The following is a 14,789-nucleotide window of genomic DNA, read 5'->3' as shown; positions in this document are numbered from 1 at the left end:
CGGTGCCGAGAGCAGCGTCACACCCCTGCCGGGCACCGAGAATGGCTGATTACCCCCCGCTCATCTCACCCCGCGGCATAGCGTCGAATCAGACCGGACACCCCGTGTCGTGGTGGCGCGTCGGAGGGGACGAGTTCGTACTTCCTTCTACGTCACGCAACGGCGCGCGACAGGAGCCAGAGGACAATGCAGACCAAGCTGGACGAAGCCAAGGCCGAGCTGCTCGAACGGGCCGCCCGGGTAGCTGAGAACAGCCCGGTCGGGGGGTATCTACCGACTGGGACGACGAGCGAGACCACGTCCGGCATCCCGGACCACGACACCGTGCTCGCGTTCCTCCAGCGCTACTACCTGCACACCGCCCCGGAGGACCTGAGCGGCCGTGACCCGGTCGACGTCTTCGGAGCCGCCCACTCCCACTACCGACTGGCCGAGAACCGCCCCCAGGGCACGGCCAACGTACGGGTCCACACCCCGACCGTCGAGGAGAACGGCTGGACGTGCAGCCACTCCGTCGTCGAGGTCGTCACCGACGACATGCCCTTCCTCGTGGACTCCGTGACCAATGAGCTGTCGCGGCAGGGGCGCGGCATCCATGTCGTCATCCACCCCCAGGTCGTCGTCCGCCGGGACGTCACCGGCAAGCTCGTCGAGCTGATCATCGAGCCGGCCGCCGTCGCCGCGGCGGCCGCCGCCGTGGCCGCCGGTGAGACGCTGCCGCACGACGCGCACATCGAGTCCTGGATCCACGTCGAGATCGACCGCGAGACCGACCGGGCGGACCTCAAGCAGATCAACAACGATCTGCTGCGCGTCCTGTCCGACGTCCGCGAGGCCGTCGAGGACTGGGAGAAGATGCGGGAGGCGGCGGTCCGGATCGCAGACGGCCTGCCCGCCGAGCACACCGCCGACGACCTGCGCGAACAGGAGGTGGAGGAGGCCCGCGAGCTGCTGCGCTGGCTCGCCGACGACCACTTCACCTTCCTCGGGTACCGCGAGTACGAGCTCCGGAAGGACGACTCGCTGGCCGCCGTCGCGGGCACCGGCCTCGGCATCCTGCGCTCCGACCCGCACCACGCCGGACACGACCACCACCCCGTCAGCTCCTCCTTCGAGCGGCTGCCCGCCGACGCCCGCGCCAAGGCCCGGGAGCACAAGCTCCTCGTGCTGACGAAGGCCAACAGCCGGGCCACCGTCCACCGGCCGTCGTACCTCGACTACGTGGGCGTCAAGAAGTTCGACGCCGAGGGCAACGTGATCGGTGAGCGGCGCTTCCTCGGACTGTTCTCCTCGGCCGCCTACACCGAGTCCGTGCGCCGGGTGCCCGTCGTCCGCCGCAAGGTCGAGGACGTCCTCAAGGGCGCCGGATTCTCGCCCAACAGCCACGACGGGCGCGACCTGCTCCAGATCCTGGAGACCTACCCGCGCGACGAACTGTTCCAGACCTCCGCCGACGAACTGCGCGCCATCGTCACCTCCGTGCTCTACCTCCAGGAGCGCCGGCGGCTGCGGCTCTACCTCCGCCAGGACGAGTACGGGCGCTACTACTCCGCGCTGGTCTACCTCCCGCGCGACCGCTACACCACCGGCGTACGCCTCAGGATCATCGACATCCTGAAGGAGGAACTGGGCGGCATCAGCGTCGACTTCACCGCCTGGAACACCGAATCGATCCTCTCCCGGCTGCACTTCGTGGTCCGCGTCCAGCCGGGCACCGAACTCCAGCACCTCAGCGACGCCGACAAGGACCGCCTGGAGGCCAAGCTCGTCGAGGCCGCCCGCTCCTGGTCGGACGGGTTCGCCGAGGCGCTCAACGCCGAGGTCGGCGAGGAGCGCGCCGCCGAACTGCTGCGCCGGTACGCGAACGCCATCCCCGAGGGCTACAAGGCCGACCACAACCCGCGCACGGCCGTCGCGGACCTCGTCCGCCTCGAAGCGCTCGAACAGGACGAGGACTTCGAGCTCAGCCTGTACGAGCCGGTGGGCGCCGCCCCCGACGAGCGCCGGTTCAAGATCTACCGCAAGGGCGGCTCCGTCTCGCTCTCCGCGGTGCTGCCCGTCCTCAACCGCATCGGCGTCGAGGTCATCGACGAGCGGCCGTACGAGCTGCGCTGCGCGGACCGGACGACCGCCTGGATCTACGACTTCGGGCTGCGCATGCCCAGGCCGCAGGCCGGGAGCGTGGACTACGCCGGGGACGACGCCCGGGAGCGGGTGCAGGAGGCCTTCGCCGCCACCTGGACCGGGCAGGCCGAGAACGACGGGTTCAACGCGCTCGTGCTGAGCGCCGGCCTCACCTGGCGGCAGGCCATGGTGCTGCGCGCGTACGCCAAGTACCTGCGGCAGGCCGGGTCCACCTTCAGCCAGGACTACATGGAGGACACCCTCCGCAACAACGTCCACACCACCCGGTTGCTCGTGTCGCTGTTCGAGGCGCGGATGTCACCGGACCGGCAGCGGGCCGGCCGGGAGATCGTCGACGCGCTCCTCGAAGAGGTCGACGCGGCCCTCGACCAGGTCGCGAGCCTCGACGAGGACCGGATCCTGCGGTCCTTCCTCACCGTCATCAAGGCGACGCTGCGCACGAACTTCTTCCAGGAGGCCGCAGGCGGCAAGCCGCACGACTACGTCTCCATGAAGTTCGACCCGCAGGCCATCCCCGACCTCCCGGCGCCGCGTCCGGCGTTCGAGATCTGGGTGTACTCGCCGCGCGTCGAGGGCGTGCACCTGCGGTTCGGGAAGGTCGCCCGGGGCGGGCTGCGCTGGTCCGACCGGCGGGAGGACTTCCGGACCGAGATCCTGGGCCTGGTCAAGGCGCAGATGGTCAAGAACACCGTCATCGTGCCCGTCGGCGCCAAGGGCGGCTTCGTCGCCAAGCAGCTCCCGGACCCGTCCGTGGACCGGGACGCCTGGCTGGCCGAGGGCATCCGCAGCTACAAGACCTTCATCTCCGCCCTGCTCGACATCACCGACAACATGGTCGCCGGCGAGGTCGTACCGCCGTCGGACGTCGTCCGGCACGACGAGGACGACACCTATCTCGTCGTCGCCGCCGACAAGGGCACCGCGACCTTCTCCGACATCGCCAACGGGGTCGCCGAGAACTACAACTTCTGGCTCGGGGACGCCTTCGCCTCCGGCGGCAGCGCCGGCTACGACCACAAGGGCATGGGCATCACCGCGCGCGGTGCCTGGGAGTCGGTCAAGCGGCACTTCCGGGAGCTGGGCGTCGACACCCAGAGCGAGGACTTCACGGTCGTCGGCATCGGCGACATGTCCGGTGACGTGTTCGGCAACGGCATGCTGCTCAGCGAGCACATCCGGCTCGTCGCCGCCTTCGACCACCGGCACATCTTCATCGACCCGAACCCGGACGCGGCCACCTCGTACGCCGAGCGCCGCCGGGTCTTCGAACTGCCCCGGTCGAGCTGGGAGGACTACGACACCGATCTGATCTCCACCGGCGGCGGCGTCTTCCCGCGTACCGCCAAGGCGATCCCGATCAACGCCCACATCCGGGACGTCCTCGGCATCGAGGAGAAGGTCGCCAAGATGACCCCGGCCGACCTGATGAAGGCCATCCTCAAGGCGCCGGTCGACCTGCTGTGGAACGGCGGCATCGGTACGTACGTCAAGGCCTCCACCGAGTCCCACGCGGACGTCGGCGACAAGGCCAATGACGCCATCCGGGTGGACGGCGGCGACCTGCGGGTCCAGGTCGTCGGCGAGGGCGGCAACCTCGGACTGACCCAGCTGGGCCGGATCGAGTTCGCGCAGAAGGGCGGGCGGGTCAACACCGACGCCATCGACAACAGCGCGGGCGTGGACACCTCCGACCACGAGGTGAACATCAAGATCCTGCTCAACGGCCTGGTCACCGACGGCGACATGACCGTCAAGCAGCGTAACAAGCTGCTCGCCGAGATGACCGACGAGGTCGGCCGTCTAGTCCTGCGCAACAACTACGCGCAGAACACGGCGATCGCCAACGCCCTCGCCCAGTCCAAGGACATGCTCCACGCCCAGCAGCGCTTCATGCGCCACCTGGTGCGCGAGGGCCACCTCGACCGGGCGCTCGAATTCCTGCCCACCGACCGGCAGATCCGCGAGCGCCTGGGCACCGGGCAGGGCCTCACCGGCCCCGAGACGGCCGTCCTCCTCGCCTACACGAAGATCACGGTCGCCGACGAACTGCTGCACACCTCGCTGCCGGACGACCCGTACCTGCGCAAGCTGCTGCACGCGTACTTCCCTGCCGCGCTGCACGAGCGGTTCCCCGAGCATGTCGAGAGCCACCCGCTGAGCCGGGAGATCGTCACGACCCTGCTGGTCAACGACACGGTCAACACCGGCGGTACGAGCTTCCTGCACCGGCTGCGGGAGGAGACCGGGGCCTCCCTGGAGGAGATCGTCCGGGCGCAGACCGCGTCCCGCGCGATCTTCGGGTCGGGCGCGGTGTGGGACGCGGTCGAGGGCCTGGACAACACGGTCGACGCGGCCGTCCAGACCCGGATCCGGCTGCACTCCCGCCGCCTCGTCGAGCGCGGTACGCGCTGGCTGCTCAACAACCGGCCGCAGCCGCTGGAGCTCAGCGGGACCATCGACTTCTTCAAGGAGGACGTGCACCTGGTCTGGGGCGAGCTGCCCAAGCTGCTGCGCGGCGCGGACCTGGAGTGGTACCAGAAGATCTACGACGAGCTGACGGGCGCCGGGGTCCCGGAGGAGCTGGCCACCCGGGTCGCGGGCTTCTCCTCGGCCTTCCCCACGCTCGACATCGTCGCCGTCGCCGACCGGGTCGGCCGGACGCCGATGGAGGTCGCCGAGGTGTACTACGACCTCGCCGACCGGCTGCGCATCACCCAGCTCATGGACCGCATCATCGAGCTGCCCCGCGCCGACCGCTGGCAGTCCATGGCCCGCGCCGCGATCCGCGAGGACCTGTACGCGGCCCACGCCTCCCTCACCGCGGAGGTGCTCTCGGCGGGCAACGGCACCTCCACACCCGAGCAGCGCTTCAAGGTGTGGGAGCAGAAGAACGCGGCGCTCCTCGGCCGGGCGCGCACGACCCTGGAGGACATCCAGAGCTCCGACGCGTTCGACCTCGCGAACCTGTCGGTGGCGATGCGGACGATGCGGACACTGCTGCGCAGCCACTCGTAGCGGTACGGCGGTACGCGTACGACGACGGGGGCGCCCCCGGGTTCATCGGAGCCCGGGGGCGCCCCTGTGTCCGTGTCAGCCTGTCTCCGGCGCGTAGCGCGGGCGCGGAACCTGTATTCACCCATTGACATCTACCCAAGTGGCCCTGAAGCGCGCCACCGCTTATAGAGGGTAGAAGCAGGGACGAACAGAACTAATGGGGTGAATGTCGGCGTGGACCAGCGACCCGCCATGTCCGTCGTCGTGATCGTCTACAACGACGAGGCCCGGCTTCCCACGGCCGTCCGCTCGGTGCTGGAGCAGACGCTGCGGAGCGTCGAGGTCGTGATCGTCGACGACCACAGCACGGACGGCTCGTACGAGGTGGCCGCCCGCCTCGCCGCCGAGCACCCGGACCGCGTACGGGCGTACCGGCTCCCCGTGAACAGCGGCGGCTGCGGCGCGCCCCGCAACCAGGGCATCCGGGAGACCCGGGGCGAGTACGTCCTCTTCCTCGACAGCGACGACGTCCTGGAGCGGAACGCCTGCCGGAACATGCTGGAGGCCGCCGAGACCACCGGCGCCGACCTCGTCTCCGGCCTCTGCGTCCGCGTCCACGTGGACACGCGGACGCGCAAGGAGGTCAAGTGGTACCCGTGGCTGTACGCCCGCACCCGTACCCTCGACTCGGTCTCCGAGCTGCCCGACCTGCTGGTCTACGACACCCTGTCCACCAACAAGTGCTACCGCCGGGACTTCCTGGTCGACAACGGCCTGCTGTTCCCCGTCGGCATCCACTACGAGGATCTCTTCTTCTCCGCCCAGGCGTACACCGCCGCCCGCCGGATCACCCTGATCCCCAACCGGGTCTACGACTGGAACGTCGTCGAGAAGACGGCGGCCAAGTCGATCAGCAACCGGCGGGCCGAGATCGCCAACTTCGCGCACCGTATGGAGATCCACCGCCGGGTCGACCGGCTCCTCGCCGACAAGGGCATGAAGGAGCTGAAGTTCCACAAGGACGTCAAGTTCCTCAAGCACGACCTGGTGCTGCATCTGCGTGACCTGCCCTTCCGGGACGCGGCCTACCGCCGGGAGTTCGCGGAGCTGGCCCGCGCCTATCTGACGTCGATCGACCCGGCGGCGTACGACGAGGTCGAGCCCATCCACGCCATCTGCGCCTATCTCCTGCGGATGAGCGACTGGGACAACCTGCTGCCCGCCGTGGACACGCTCACCAACCGCGACAAGGTCTCCGCGCCCCTCGTCGAACGCGACGGACGGATCTACTGGTGCGCCGACCACATCGAGGAGGACCCCTTCGCGCGCCGGATCCTGGACGTCACCGAACTCGGCTACCACGCCCGCCCGGTCCGGAAGCTGTTCCTGCGCAACGAGCTGACGGAGTACGCGGAGGAGGCGGCCGGCAGGGGCGGTGTCCGGCTCGCCGGGCGCGTCACCAACCCGCTCGGGGTCATCCCGCCCGCTGCCCGGCTCACCGCCTCGCTGGAGTTCTACGCCCGCCGCCCGGGTGTGCGGTTCCAGACCTTCCGGGTGCCCGTGACGACCGTCCGGCACGACGGCCCGTACGTCTCCTGGCAGGCCGGCGTCAACCTCTCCAAGACCCTCCGCCCGCTGGGCATCGTGGACGCCGTCTGGGACGTACGCCTCCATCTGGACGTCGACGGCGAGCGCACCTCCAGCAGGCTCACCGCCGCCGAACCGGGCCTGGCCACCGGAAAGTTGCCGGTCCGCCCGCGCCTCACCCGGCTGGTCGCCGACCGGATCGAGCCGCAGATCTCCGCCCGGGGCCACCTCGCCTTCCGGCTGGTCCCCGACAAGAAGGCCAACGTCCTCGTCACCCGGGGCCTCCAGGGGACCCCTGGCCGGCTCGCCAAGTCCGGCTACCGCAAGGCCAAGGCGCTCCGCAAGAAGGCCACCTCCGGAGACACCAAAATCCGCCTCTATCACGAGGTTCTCCAGCGCATGCCGATGCGCCGGCGCCTGGTGGTGTTCGAGAGCCACCTCGGCCGGCAGTACAGCGACAGCCCCCGGGCGATCTACGAGGAGATGCGCCGCCAGGGGCTCGACTTCGAGGCGGTGTGGTCGTACGCGGGCGGCCGTCCGCAGGGGTTCCCCGCCGACGCCACCCTCGTCCGCCGCTGGTCGCTGCCGTATCTGCGGGCACTGGCCCGCGCCGAGTTCTGGATCGACAACCAGAGCTTCCCGCTGAAGCTGACCAAGCGCCCCGGCACGACCTACGTCCAGACCTGGCACGGCTCCGCGCTCAAGCGCATGGGTTTCGACGAGCCCGGCTGGAAGCTCAAGACCCGCGCCGAGCAGGCCGAACAACAGGCCACCCTCGACCGCTTCGACCACTTCCTGATCCGCTCGGAGCACGACGTCCGCACCCTGGCGAAGGCCTTCCGGCTGCGGGAGAAGGTGCTGCTGAGGGTCGGCTACCCGCGCAACGACGCGCTCGTACGGGCCCGGCGCACCTCCGAACGCGCCCGCTTGGTCGCCGAGTTGGGCATCGAGGAGCTCTCGGCGATCCCGGCGGACAAGAAGATCCTGCTCTACGCCCCCACCTTCCGGCACCAGGGGCAGCGCCGGTTCACCCTCCCCTTCGACGTGGAGCGCTTCGCGGAGACCTTCGGCGACGAGTACGTCCTCCTCGTCCGCGCCCACTACCTCAACCACGTCGTGCTCCCGCCGTCGGTGCGGGGCAAGGTCATCGACGTATCGGCGCACCACGACGTGACCCCCGTCCTCGCCCTCGCGGACGCGCTGATCACGGACTACTCGTCGGTGATGTTCGACTACGCGCTCCTGGACCGCCCGATGCTCTTCTTCACCTACGACTACGAGGAGTACGTGCACGAGGGCCGCGGCACCTACTTCGACCTCCTCGAACGGGCTCCGGGCCCGATCGTGCGCACGGAGGACGAGCTGTACTCCGTACTGCGGTCGATGCCGCTGGAGGACCAGACGCTCAAGTACGCCGCCGCGCGGGAGCGGTTCACGGCCGACTTCGGCGAGTACGACAAGGGGACGGCGGCGCAGAGCGTCGTCGACCAGTTCTTCTCCGAGTGGAGGCGCAAGTGACCGGGCGGGACGAGGCACGTGGGGCCGGGTCGCGGGACGTCTTCCTCGTCGCCAACAGTGTCGACGAGCTGGGCGGCGTGACCAGCTGGTCCCACCACCTGGCCCGCCTCCTCGCCGAGCGCGGCCACCGCGTCCACGTCATCGGGATCACCACCCCCGAGGACCCGCACGACCTCGGCGAACTCCCGTACCCCACCACGCGGTTGTACGACGGCCAGCCGCCCGCCCCCGGCCGGGCGCGGGACGCGAGCATGCGGGACAGGGCGACCGTGCTGACCGGCCTCTTCCGGGCCGCGCGCCCCGGCGGGGTCGTGATCGTGACCCAGGTGTGGGCGATGGAGTGGGTGAGGCTCGCCGACACGGCCGGGCTGACCGTCATCGGGATGAGCCACGAGTCCTTCGAGACCTCGCGCCGCTCCTCACGCTTCCAGCGGGTGCTCAGGCACTACCGGGACGTCGACCGCATGCTGGTCCTCACCCGCGAGGACGCCGACCTGTGGATCGGCGAGGGCCTCGACAACGCCTCGTATCTGCCCAACGCCGTGCCCTGGCTGCCGGAGACGCCCTCGCCGCGCACCGGGAAGGCCGTCGTCAGCATCGGCCGGCTCAGCGACGAGAAGGGCGTCGACATGCTCCTCGACACCTGGGCGGAGGTGGCCCCCCGCCACCCCGACTGGGCCCTCCTCGTCTACGGCTCCGGCGAGGACGAGGAGCTTCTGAGGAAGCAGTGCACGGCCCTGGGTCTCGACGACTCGGTGTCCTGGATGGGCCGCACGAACGACGTCCCGGGCGCCCTGCGCGGCGGCTCCGTCTTCGCCCTGTCCTCACGCGGCGAGGGCTTCCCCCTCGCCCTCATGGAAGCCATGGCGATGGGCGTCCCCTGCGTCGCCTTCGACTGCGCCCCCGGCGTCCACGAGATCGTCCGCGACGGCGAGGACGGGCTGCTCGCCACCCCAGGCAACACGGGCGAACTGGCCCGCAGACTGGACCAGTTGATGACCGACAAGGCCCTGCGGGACCGGATGGGCGACAAGGCGAGGGAGAACATCCGACGCTACGGGACGAAGGAGATCGTGGACAGGTGGGAGGCGTTGTTCACGTTCCTGGAGAGATGATCTATTTCTTCCCGCCGGTGAACTTCTCGTACTCCTTCAACACCTCGTCCGTGGGCCCGTCCAGGCGAAGCTCCCCCCGCTCCAGCCACAGCACCCGGTCACATGTGTCCCGGATCGACTTGTTGTTGTGGCTGACGAGGAACACCGTCCCCGCGTGCTTGCGCAGCTCACGAATCCGCGCCTCGGACCGCTTCTGGAAGGAGCGGTCGCCGGTGGCCAGGGCCTCGTCGATCAGCAGTACGTCGTGGTCCTTGGCGGCGGCGATGGAGAACCGCAGCCGCGCCGCCATGCCGGAGGAGTACGTGCGCATGGGGAGCGTGATGAAGTCCCCCTTCTCGTTGATGCCCGAGAAGTCGACGATCTCCTCGTACCGCTCCTTGACCTGCTCCCGGGACATCCCCATGGCGAGCCCGCCGAGGTGGACGTTCCGCTCGCCCGTGAGGTCGTTCATCAGGGCCGCGTTGACGCCGAGCAGGGAGGGCTGGCCGTCGGTGTAGATCCGGCCGTTCTCGACGGGGAGGAGTCCGGCGACGGCCTTGAGGAGGGTCGACTTGCCGGAGCCGTTCGTCCCGATCAGCCCGATGGCCTCGCCCCGGTACGCGGTGAACGACACGTTCCGCACGGCGTGCACCTTGCGGACACCGGCCGCCTGCTCGGACTTCCTCCGCCGCAGGATGCGGTTGAGCGCGGCGGTGGCGGTGCCGCGACCGGCGCCGGTTCCGTTGACGCGGTAGACGATGTCGACGGAGTCGGCGATGACGGTGGGGACGAGTTCGACGGGGGTGTGCGGGGCGGCCTCCTGGCGCGTGCCGGGAACGGTGGGGGTGGGGGTGATCGTGTCGATGTCAGCCACGGCCGTACGTCTCCTCAGCCTTCCAGAAGTAGATGAACCCGCCGACGCCCGCGACGAGCGCCCAGCCCGCGGCGATCGCCCAGACGTGGGACGGCAGTTGGCCCGCGTGGAAGCTGTCGATCAACGCGAAGCGCATGAGGTCGATGTAGACGGCGGCCGGGTTGAGCTCCAGCAGCAGGTGAACGAAGGCCGGCATGTCCCGGTCGGCGAGGATGTGGTCCATGCTGAACATCACGCCCGACGCGTACATCCACGTACGCAGCACGAACGGCATCAGCTGCGAGATGTCGGGCGTCTTGGCGCCGATCCGCGCCATCACCATCGCGACACCGGCGTTGAACACGAACTGAAGCGTCAGCGCGGGAACGATCAGCAGCCAGGACGCGGCGACCGGTACCCCGAACGCGAGCAGGATCACGACCAGCGCGGCCATCGAGAACAGCAACTGCTGGAGCTGCTGCAGGCAGAACGACAGGGGCAGTGAGGCCCGGGGGAAGTGCAGGGCCCGGACCAGGCCGAGGCTGCCGGATATGGCCCGGGTGCCCGCCATGATCGAGCTCTGCGTGAAGGTCCACACGAACACGCCGGTCACGAGGAACGGGACGTAGTCCGGCACGCCCTTCTTGGTGCCCATCAGCAGACCGAAGATCAGGTAGTACACCGCCGCGTTGAGTAGCGGGTTCGCGATCTGCCAGACCTGGCCCAGCTTCGCCTGGCTGTACTGCGCGGTCAGCTTGGCCGTGGCGAAGGCGGTGATGAAGTGCCGTCTGGCCCACAGCTGCCGGACGTACGCGCCGAGCGAGGGGCGGGCCCCGCTGACGCTGAGTCCGTACCGCTCGGCGAGCTGGGCCGGGGTCTCGGCGGGGGCGGGGGCGGGGGCGGGGGTGGCTCGGGGGGTGTCCGCCGTGGTCGGGGGCGGTGTGTGGAGGACCTGGCTCACATCCGCTGCTTTCGCTAGTGAGGTCGCTGGTGGGGGCGCTGGTGGGGTCGCTTGTGTGTGGGGGCGTCCCGCGGACGTGACTGTGCTTCTTACGTCGTCCTTGCCCTGCTCTTACGTCGGGACGGGACCGTATCGTCGCAACGCGAGAGTATGCCGTTTCAGCGTCGGAACGCAACCGTTTCGTCGTCACGCCCCTATGCTGTGAGCCATGACGACGAACGCCGACCCCTCCGCAGCGCAGCCGCCGCCACGGCCGCGCCGCCGGGCTCCCGCCGGGGCGGCCGTGCTCCGGGAGGACGTGACCGAGGCGATCCGGGGGGCGGTCTTCGAGGAACTGGCGGCCGTCGGCTACGCCCGGATGTCCATCGAGGGGATCGCGCGCCGCGCGGGCGTCGGCAAGACGGCGGTGTACCGGCGCTGGCGCTCCAAGCTGCACCTGGTCCTCGACCTGGTCTCGGCGGTGGCGGTGCAGGGCCTGCCGATGCCGGACACGGGCTCCCTGGAGGGCGACCTCCGGCTCCTCTACGAGGTCACGTCCCGCGCCCTGCGCCACCCTGTCGCCGGCCAGATCATCCCCGACCTCCAGGCCGAGGCCGCCCGCAACCCGGAGATCGCCGAGGCCATGCAGAAGGCGTTGCGGGAGGGCCAGCAGAGTGTCGCCACCGGGATCGTCGCGGCGGCGGTCGCCCGGGGCGAGGTCCGGGAGGGCGTGGACGAGGACCTGGCCCTGGACGTGATCTCCGGGCCGCTGTACTGGCGCTCGGTGGTCGTCCGGGCACCGAAGCTGCCGAAGGGGTATCTGGAGAGCCTGACCAGGGCTACGGCGGGGGCGTTGCGGGCGCTGTAGGGGCGCCGCTGCGGAGCGGCATCGAGGGCGGGGAGTGTGGACCCGAACGTTCCGCAGGCGGGCGGCGTCCTCATCACAGCCGCTCAGAAATGGGGTCGCCGTGACTCTCTTACGCTCCCGCGCTCGTTCCGTCCTCTCAGCTGCCGCGCTGATCGCGGGGATGGTGGGGGCGACCGTCGCCTGTGACGGCGAGACGCCTCCCGAACCGACCGGGAGAGCCTCGCCGAAGGACACCACGGCGCGGATCGACATCACGTGGCAAGAGCCTGCCTCGTACGTCTACACACTCACGTCGAACTCTCAGGTCCTGGCGGGGACCTTCCGTGTGACGGTCCGGGACGGCAAGGTGGCCGAGGCCGTCGGCCTCGACGACGACAGCCGGTGGATGGTGGAGCAGGGGCTTGACCGGATTCCCAAGATCGGCGACCTGTTGGACCGGCTGGAGAGGGCCTGGCACGAGCAGGCGGACACGGCGGAGGTGGAGTACGCCGCCGGCGGGTATCCCTCGCGGATCACCCTGGACATGGACGAGAACGCCATCGACGACGAGGCCGAGTACGTCATCAGCGCCTACGAGCCGGGCGACGGCTGAGGCTGTCAGGACGCCTCCTGAGCCGCCAACCGCGTTGCCAGGCCGATGAGTTCGGGCGTGCGCAGTACGCGCTCCCCGAATCCGGGGAGGGGCACGTGCAGCGGCTCCAGCCACCGCTCCGGGATGGCCTCGGCGCCGTACACGGCCCCCGCGAGCCCTCCGGTCACCGCCGCGACCGTGTCGGTGTCGCCGCCGAGGTCGACGGCCGCGCGTACGGCGTCCTCGTAGTCGCCGGTCGTCCGTACGGCCCAGACTGCGGAGCCGAGGCAGGGCCAGACGGCGCCGTTGAACTCGGTGGCCTGGTCGGGGTGCCAGTCGGGGGCGAGGACGACCTCGTACCGGGTGCGGTGGTCGGGGCGGAGCGCGGCCAGGGTCTCCGGGAGCGCGGCCAGCGGGTCGCCTCCGGCCAGCGCGACCCGGACCAGCTCGTGGAAGGCGGCGGTGCCTTCCCAGGCCGCCGGGTCGCCGTGCGTGAGTGCGGACAGCCGCCGGGCCGCGTCCATGGTGCGGTCCCGCCCGTCCGGCGCGAAGTACACGGCCGACGTGGCGGCCCGCATCAACGCGCCGTTGCCTGCGGCCCGTAGGTTCACCTGGAAGTGGATGGCCGCGGCGAGGTCCCAGGGGTCGCCGCTGGTGAGGACGTCCTCGGTCTGGATGCCGATGTCCTTGGGGCCGGCGGTGGCCCAGCGCTGGAACCGCCGGAAGACGTCGGGCAGTTCGAGCCCGCCGTGCTCGACGAGCGACTCCCCGACGAGGACGGCCATCTGCGTGTCGTCGGTCGCCTCACCCGGGTCCCAGCCGCCGCCTCCGCACATCTCCCCACCCTGCCCGGCCTTCGGGAAGCGCGCGGAGAACGCCCCCTCGGGCCCGAACTCGAAGGGCGCGCCCAGCGCGTCCCCGACGGCGGCCCCGAGAACCGCGCCGAGGGCCCGCTGCGGGTCAACGACGGCCAAGGGTGCCTGCTTTGAGGGTGGCGAGGAGGGCGTGGAGGGGGGTGGGGGTGGTGGTGAGGTGGGTGGTGGGGGTGTCGCTTTCGCGTATGTGTATCGCGGCGGAGGCGGGGGCGAGTTCGACACAGGTGTCACCAGCGTCGGCGCCTGAGAAGGACGACTTCTGCCAGCGGAGGGCGTCGGGCACGTCGGTTCCTTTCACAGCTCGTGGGCAATGCGGGCGATGAGATCTCGGGACTCCGCAACAGGGAGAGCCGCCGCCGTCACCCGCTCGTATCGCCGTCGATACTGCAACAAGCGTGCCTCGGCGTCGAAGAACTCGCTGTCGTGGCCCGTATCGATCTGCACGGTGTCCAGCCGGGGGACCGGCCCGTGCAGGTAGAGCATCGAGTAGCCGGTTCCGGCGAAGTCGTCCGTGTCGAAAGGCAGCACACGGACGGTCACGTTGGCAGCGTCCGATCGTTCGAGGAGCCGCTTCAGCTGGGTCCGGGTCGTGTCGCGGCCGCCTACGCGGATGCGAAGAGCCGCCTCGTGGACGATGGCTTCGTACGGCGTTCCGGAGGGCTCGTCGAGGACATGCTGGCGTTGAGAGCGGTACGCCACGAACGTCTCCACGTCGCCTGGGGGTGTTCGCGATGCGTAGTTGAACAGGGCCCGCATGTGCTCCTCGGTCTGCAGCAGCCCAGGGATATGCACGACTTGGAAGGTGCGGATGCGAGTGGCGTGATACTCGGACTCCGCCAGAGCGAGCCCCTGCGGAGCCACGGTGCCCCGGTACTCCTCCCACCACCCCTTGCCGCGCTCGTTCGCCATGCTCACCAACGCGTCGACGTACGCCGGGTCGTCGCATGCGCAATGCGCGGCCAGACGGCGGATCCGCTCCTCGCTGATCCCGCTGCGGCCGGTTTCCACATGGCTCTGGTACATGGGGCTCGACCCGAGGAACGCGGCAGCGGCCAGAGCGGTTATCCCGGCCCGTTCGCGCATCTTGCGAACTTCAGCGCCCAAGCGCTGCTGTCGAGCTGTCGGGTTGCTCCTTAGCGGCATCCGCCCTTCTCCCTGGTCGTCCTGCTGAACGGGGCTGCCGGGAAAGCATGGCACGGGTCACACGGTCGGGTGCCCATCCGGCATATAGCTTGCAGTGCATATACGTTGCAGTCTACTTTCGGTGGCGTGCCCGGCACGGTGAGTGCTGCCAGCCGGCCCTCTCCTTGCCTCAACTCACCCATGCCTCAAGCAAGTTGGAGT

The 14,789-nt window shown here is 69.8% G+C and carries 10 protein-coding genes; 5 read left to right on the top strand and 5 right to left on the bottom strand.

Annotated features, from left to right (window positions below; translation table 11 throughout):
* Positions 1–186 precede the first annotated feature (186 nt).
* The 3 genes from ABT147_RS37085 (at position 187) to ABT147_RS37075 (ending at position 9,359) form a co-directional block, all read left to right on the top strand.
* On the top strand, positions 187–5,160 hold the full coding sequence (locus tag ABT147_RS37085; protein WP_351414643.1) for an NAD-glutamate dehydrogenase: 4,974 nt from the start codon (positions 187–189) through the stop codon (positions 5,158–5,160).
* Between the two features lie 231 nt (positions 5,161–5,391).
* Positions 5,392–8,244 (top strand): bifunctional glycosyltransferase/CDP-glycerol:glycerophosphate glycerophosphotransferase, encoded by a 2,853-nt coding sequence (locus ABT147_RS37080; RefSeq protein ID WP_351414679.1) that lies wholly within the window; start codon positions 5,392–5,394, stop codon positions 8,242–8,244.
* Entirely contained in the window at positions 8,241–9,359 is a 1,119-nt protein-coding gene (locus ABT147_RS37075) for a glycosyltransferase (RefSeq protein WP_351414641.1), read from the top strand. Before ABT147_RS37080 ends, ABT147_RS37075 begins: the two co-directional genes overlap by 4 nt.
* A gap of 1 nt (position 9,360) precedes the next feature.
* Here ABT147_RS37075 and ABT147_RS37070 read toward each other — a convergent pair whose 3' ends face one another.
* Together ABT147_RS37070 and ABT147_RS37065 are read right to left on the bottom strand one after the other, a co-directional pair.
* Positions 9,361–10,194, bottom strand: a complete 834-nt coding sequence (locus tag ABT147_RS37070) for an ABC transporter ATP-binding protein (protein WP_502983224.1) — start codon at positions 10,192–10,194, stop codon at positions 9,361–9,363.
* Positions 10,195–10,204: 10 nt separating this feature from the next.
* Positions 10,205–11,152 carry an ABC transporter permease gene (locus tag ABT147_RS37065; protein WP_351414639.1) on the bottom strand — a complete coding sequence of 316 codons (948 nt, stop codon included), beginning with the start codon at positions 11,150–11,152 and terminating at the stop codon, positions 10,205–10,207.
* A gap of 208 nt (positions 11,153–11,360) precedes the next feature.
* Between ABT147_RS37065 and ABT147_RS37060 the strand changes: the two genes are divergently transcribed.
* Together ABT147_RS37060 and ABT147_RS37055 are read left to right on the top strand one after the other, a co-directional pair.
* Complete coding sequence (locus ABT147_RS37060) at positions 11,361–11,999, top strand: TetR/AcrR family transcriptional regulator (RefSeq protein ID WP_351414637.1); 639 nt, start codon at positions 11,361–11,363, stop codon at positions 11,997–11,999.
* 100 nt (positions 12,000–12,099) lie between these two features.
* Positions 12,100–12,591: a DUF6174 domain-containing protein gene (locus ABT147_RS37055; protein WP_351414635.1), complete on the top strand. Its 492-nt coding sequence runs from the start codon at positions 12,100–12,102 to the stop codon at positions 12,589–12,591.
* 5 nt (positions 12,592–12,596) lie between these two features.
* On the opposite strand, the gene ABT147_RS37050 is transcribed toward ABT147_RS37055, so the two are convergent.
* From ABT147_RS37050 to ABT147_RS37040, 3 genes are read right to left on the bottom strand one after another with little or no spacing between them, the layout of a single operon-like run.
* Positions 12,597–13,544, bottom strand: coding sequence for an ADP-ribosylglycohydrolase family protein (locus tag ABT147_RS37050; RefSeq protein WP_351414633.1), 948 nt, complete (start codon positions 13,542–13,544; stop codon positions 12,597–12,599).
* Complete coding sequence (locus ABT147_RS37045; RefSeq protein WP_351414631.1) at positions 13,531–13,728, bottom strand: DUF397 domain-containing protein; 198 nt, start codon at positions 13,726–13,728, stop codon at positions 13,531–13,533. The genes ABT147_RS37050 and ABT147_RS37045 overlap by 14 nt, the downstream gene beginning before the upstream one ends.
* Before the next feature lie 11 nt (positions 13,729–13,739).
* Positions 13,740–14,588: a helix-turn-helix domain-containing protein gene (locus ABT147_RS37040; RefSeq protein WP_351414629.1), complete on the bottom strand. Its 849-nt coding sequence runs from the start codon at positions 14,586–14,588 to the stop codon at positions 13,740–13,742.
* Between the last annotated feature and the right edge of the window lie 201 nt (positions 14,589–14,789).

The organism is Streptomyces sp. NPDC001868, assembly GCF_040297125.1.
Taxonomy (GTDB): Bacteria; Actinomycetota; Actinomycetes; order Streptomycetales; family Streptomycetaceae; genus Streptomyces.
This window is presented reverse-complemented; position numbering and strand designations above follow the sequence as displayed.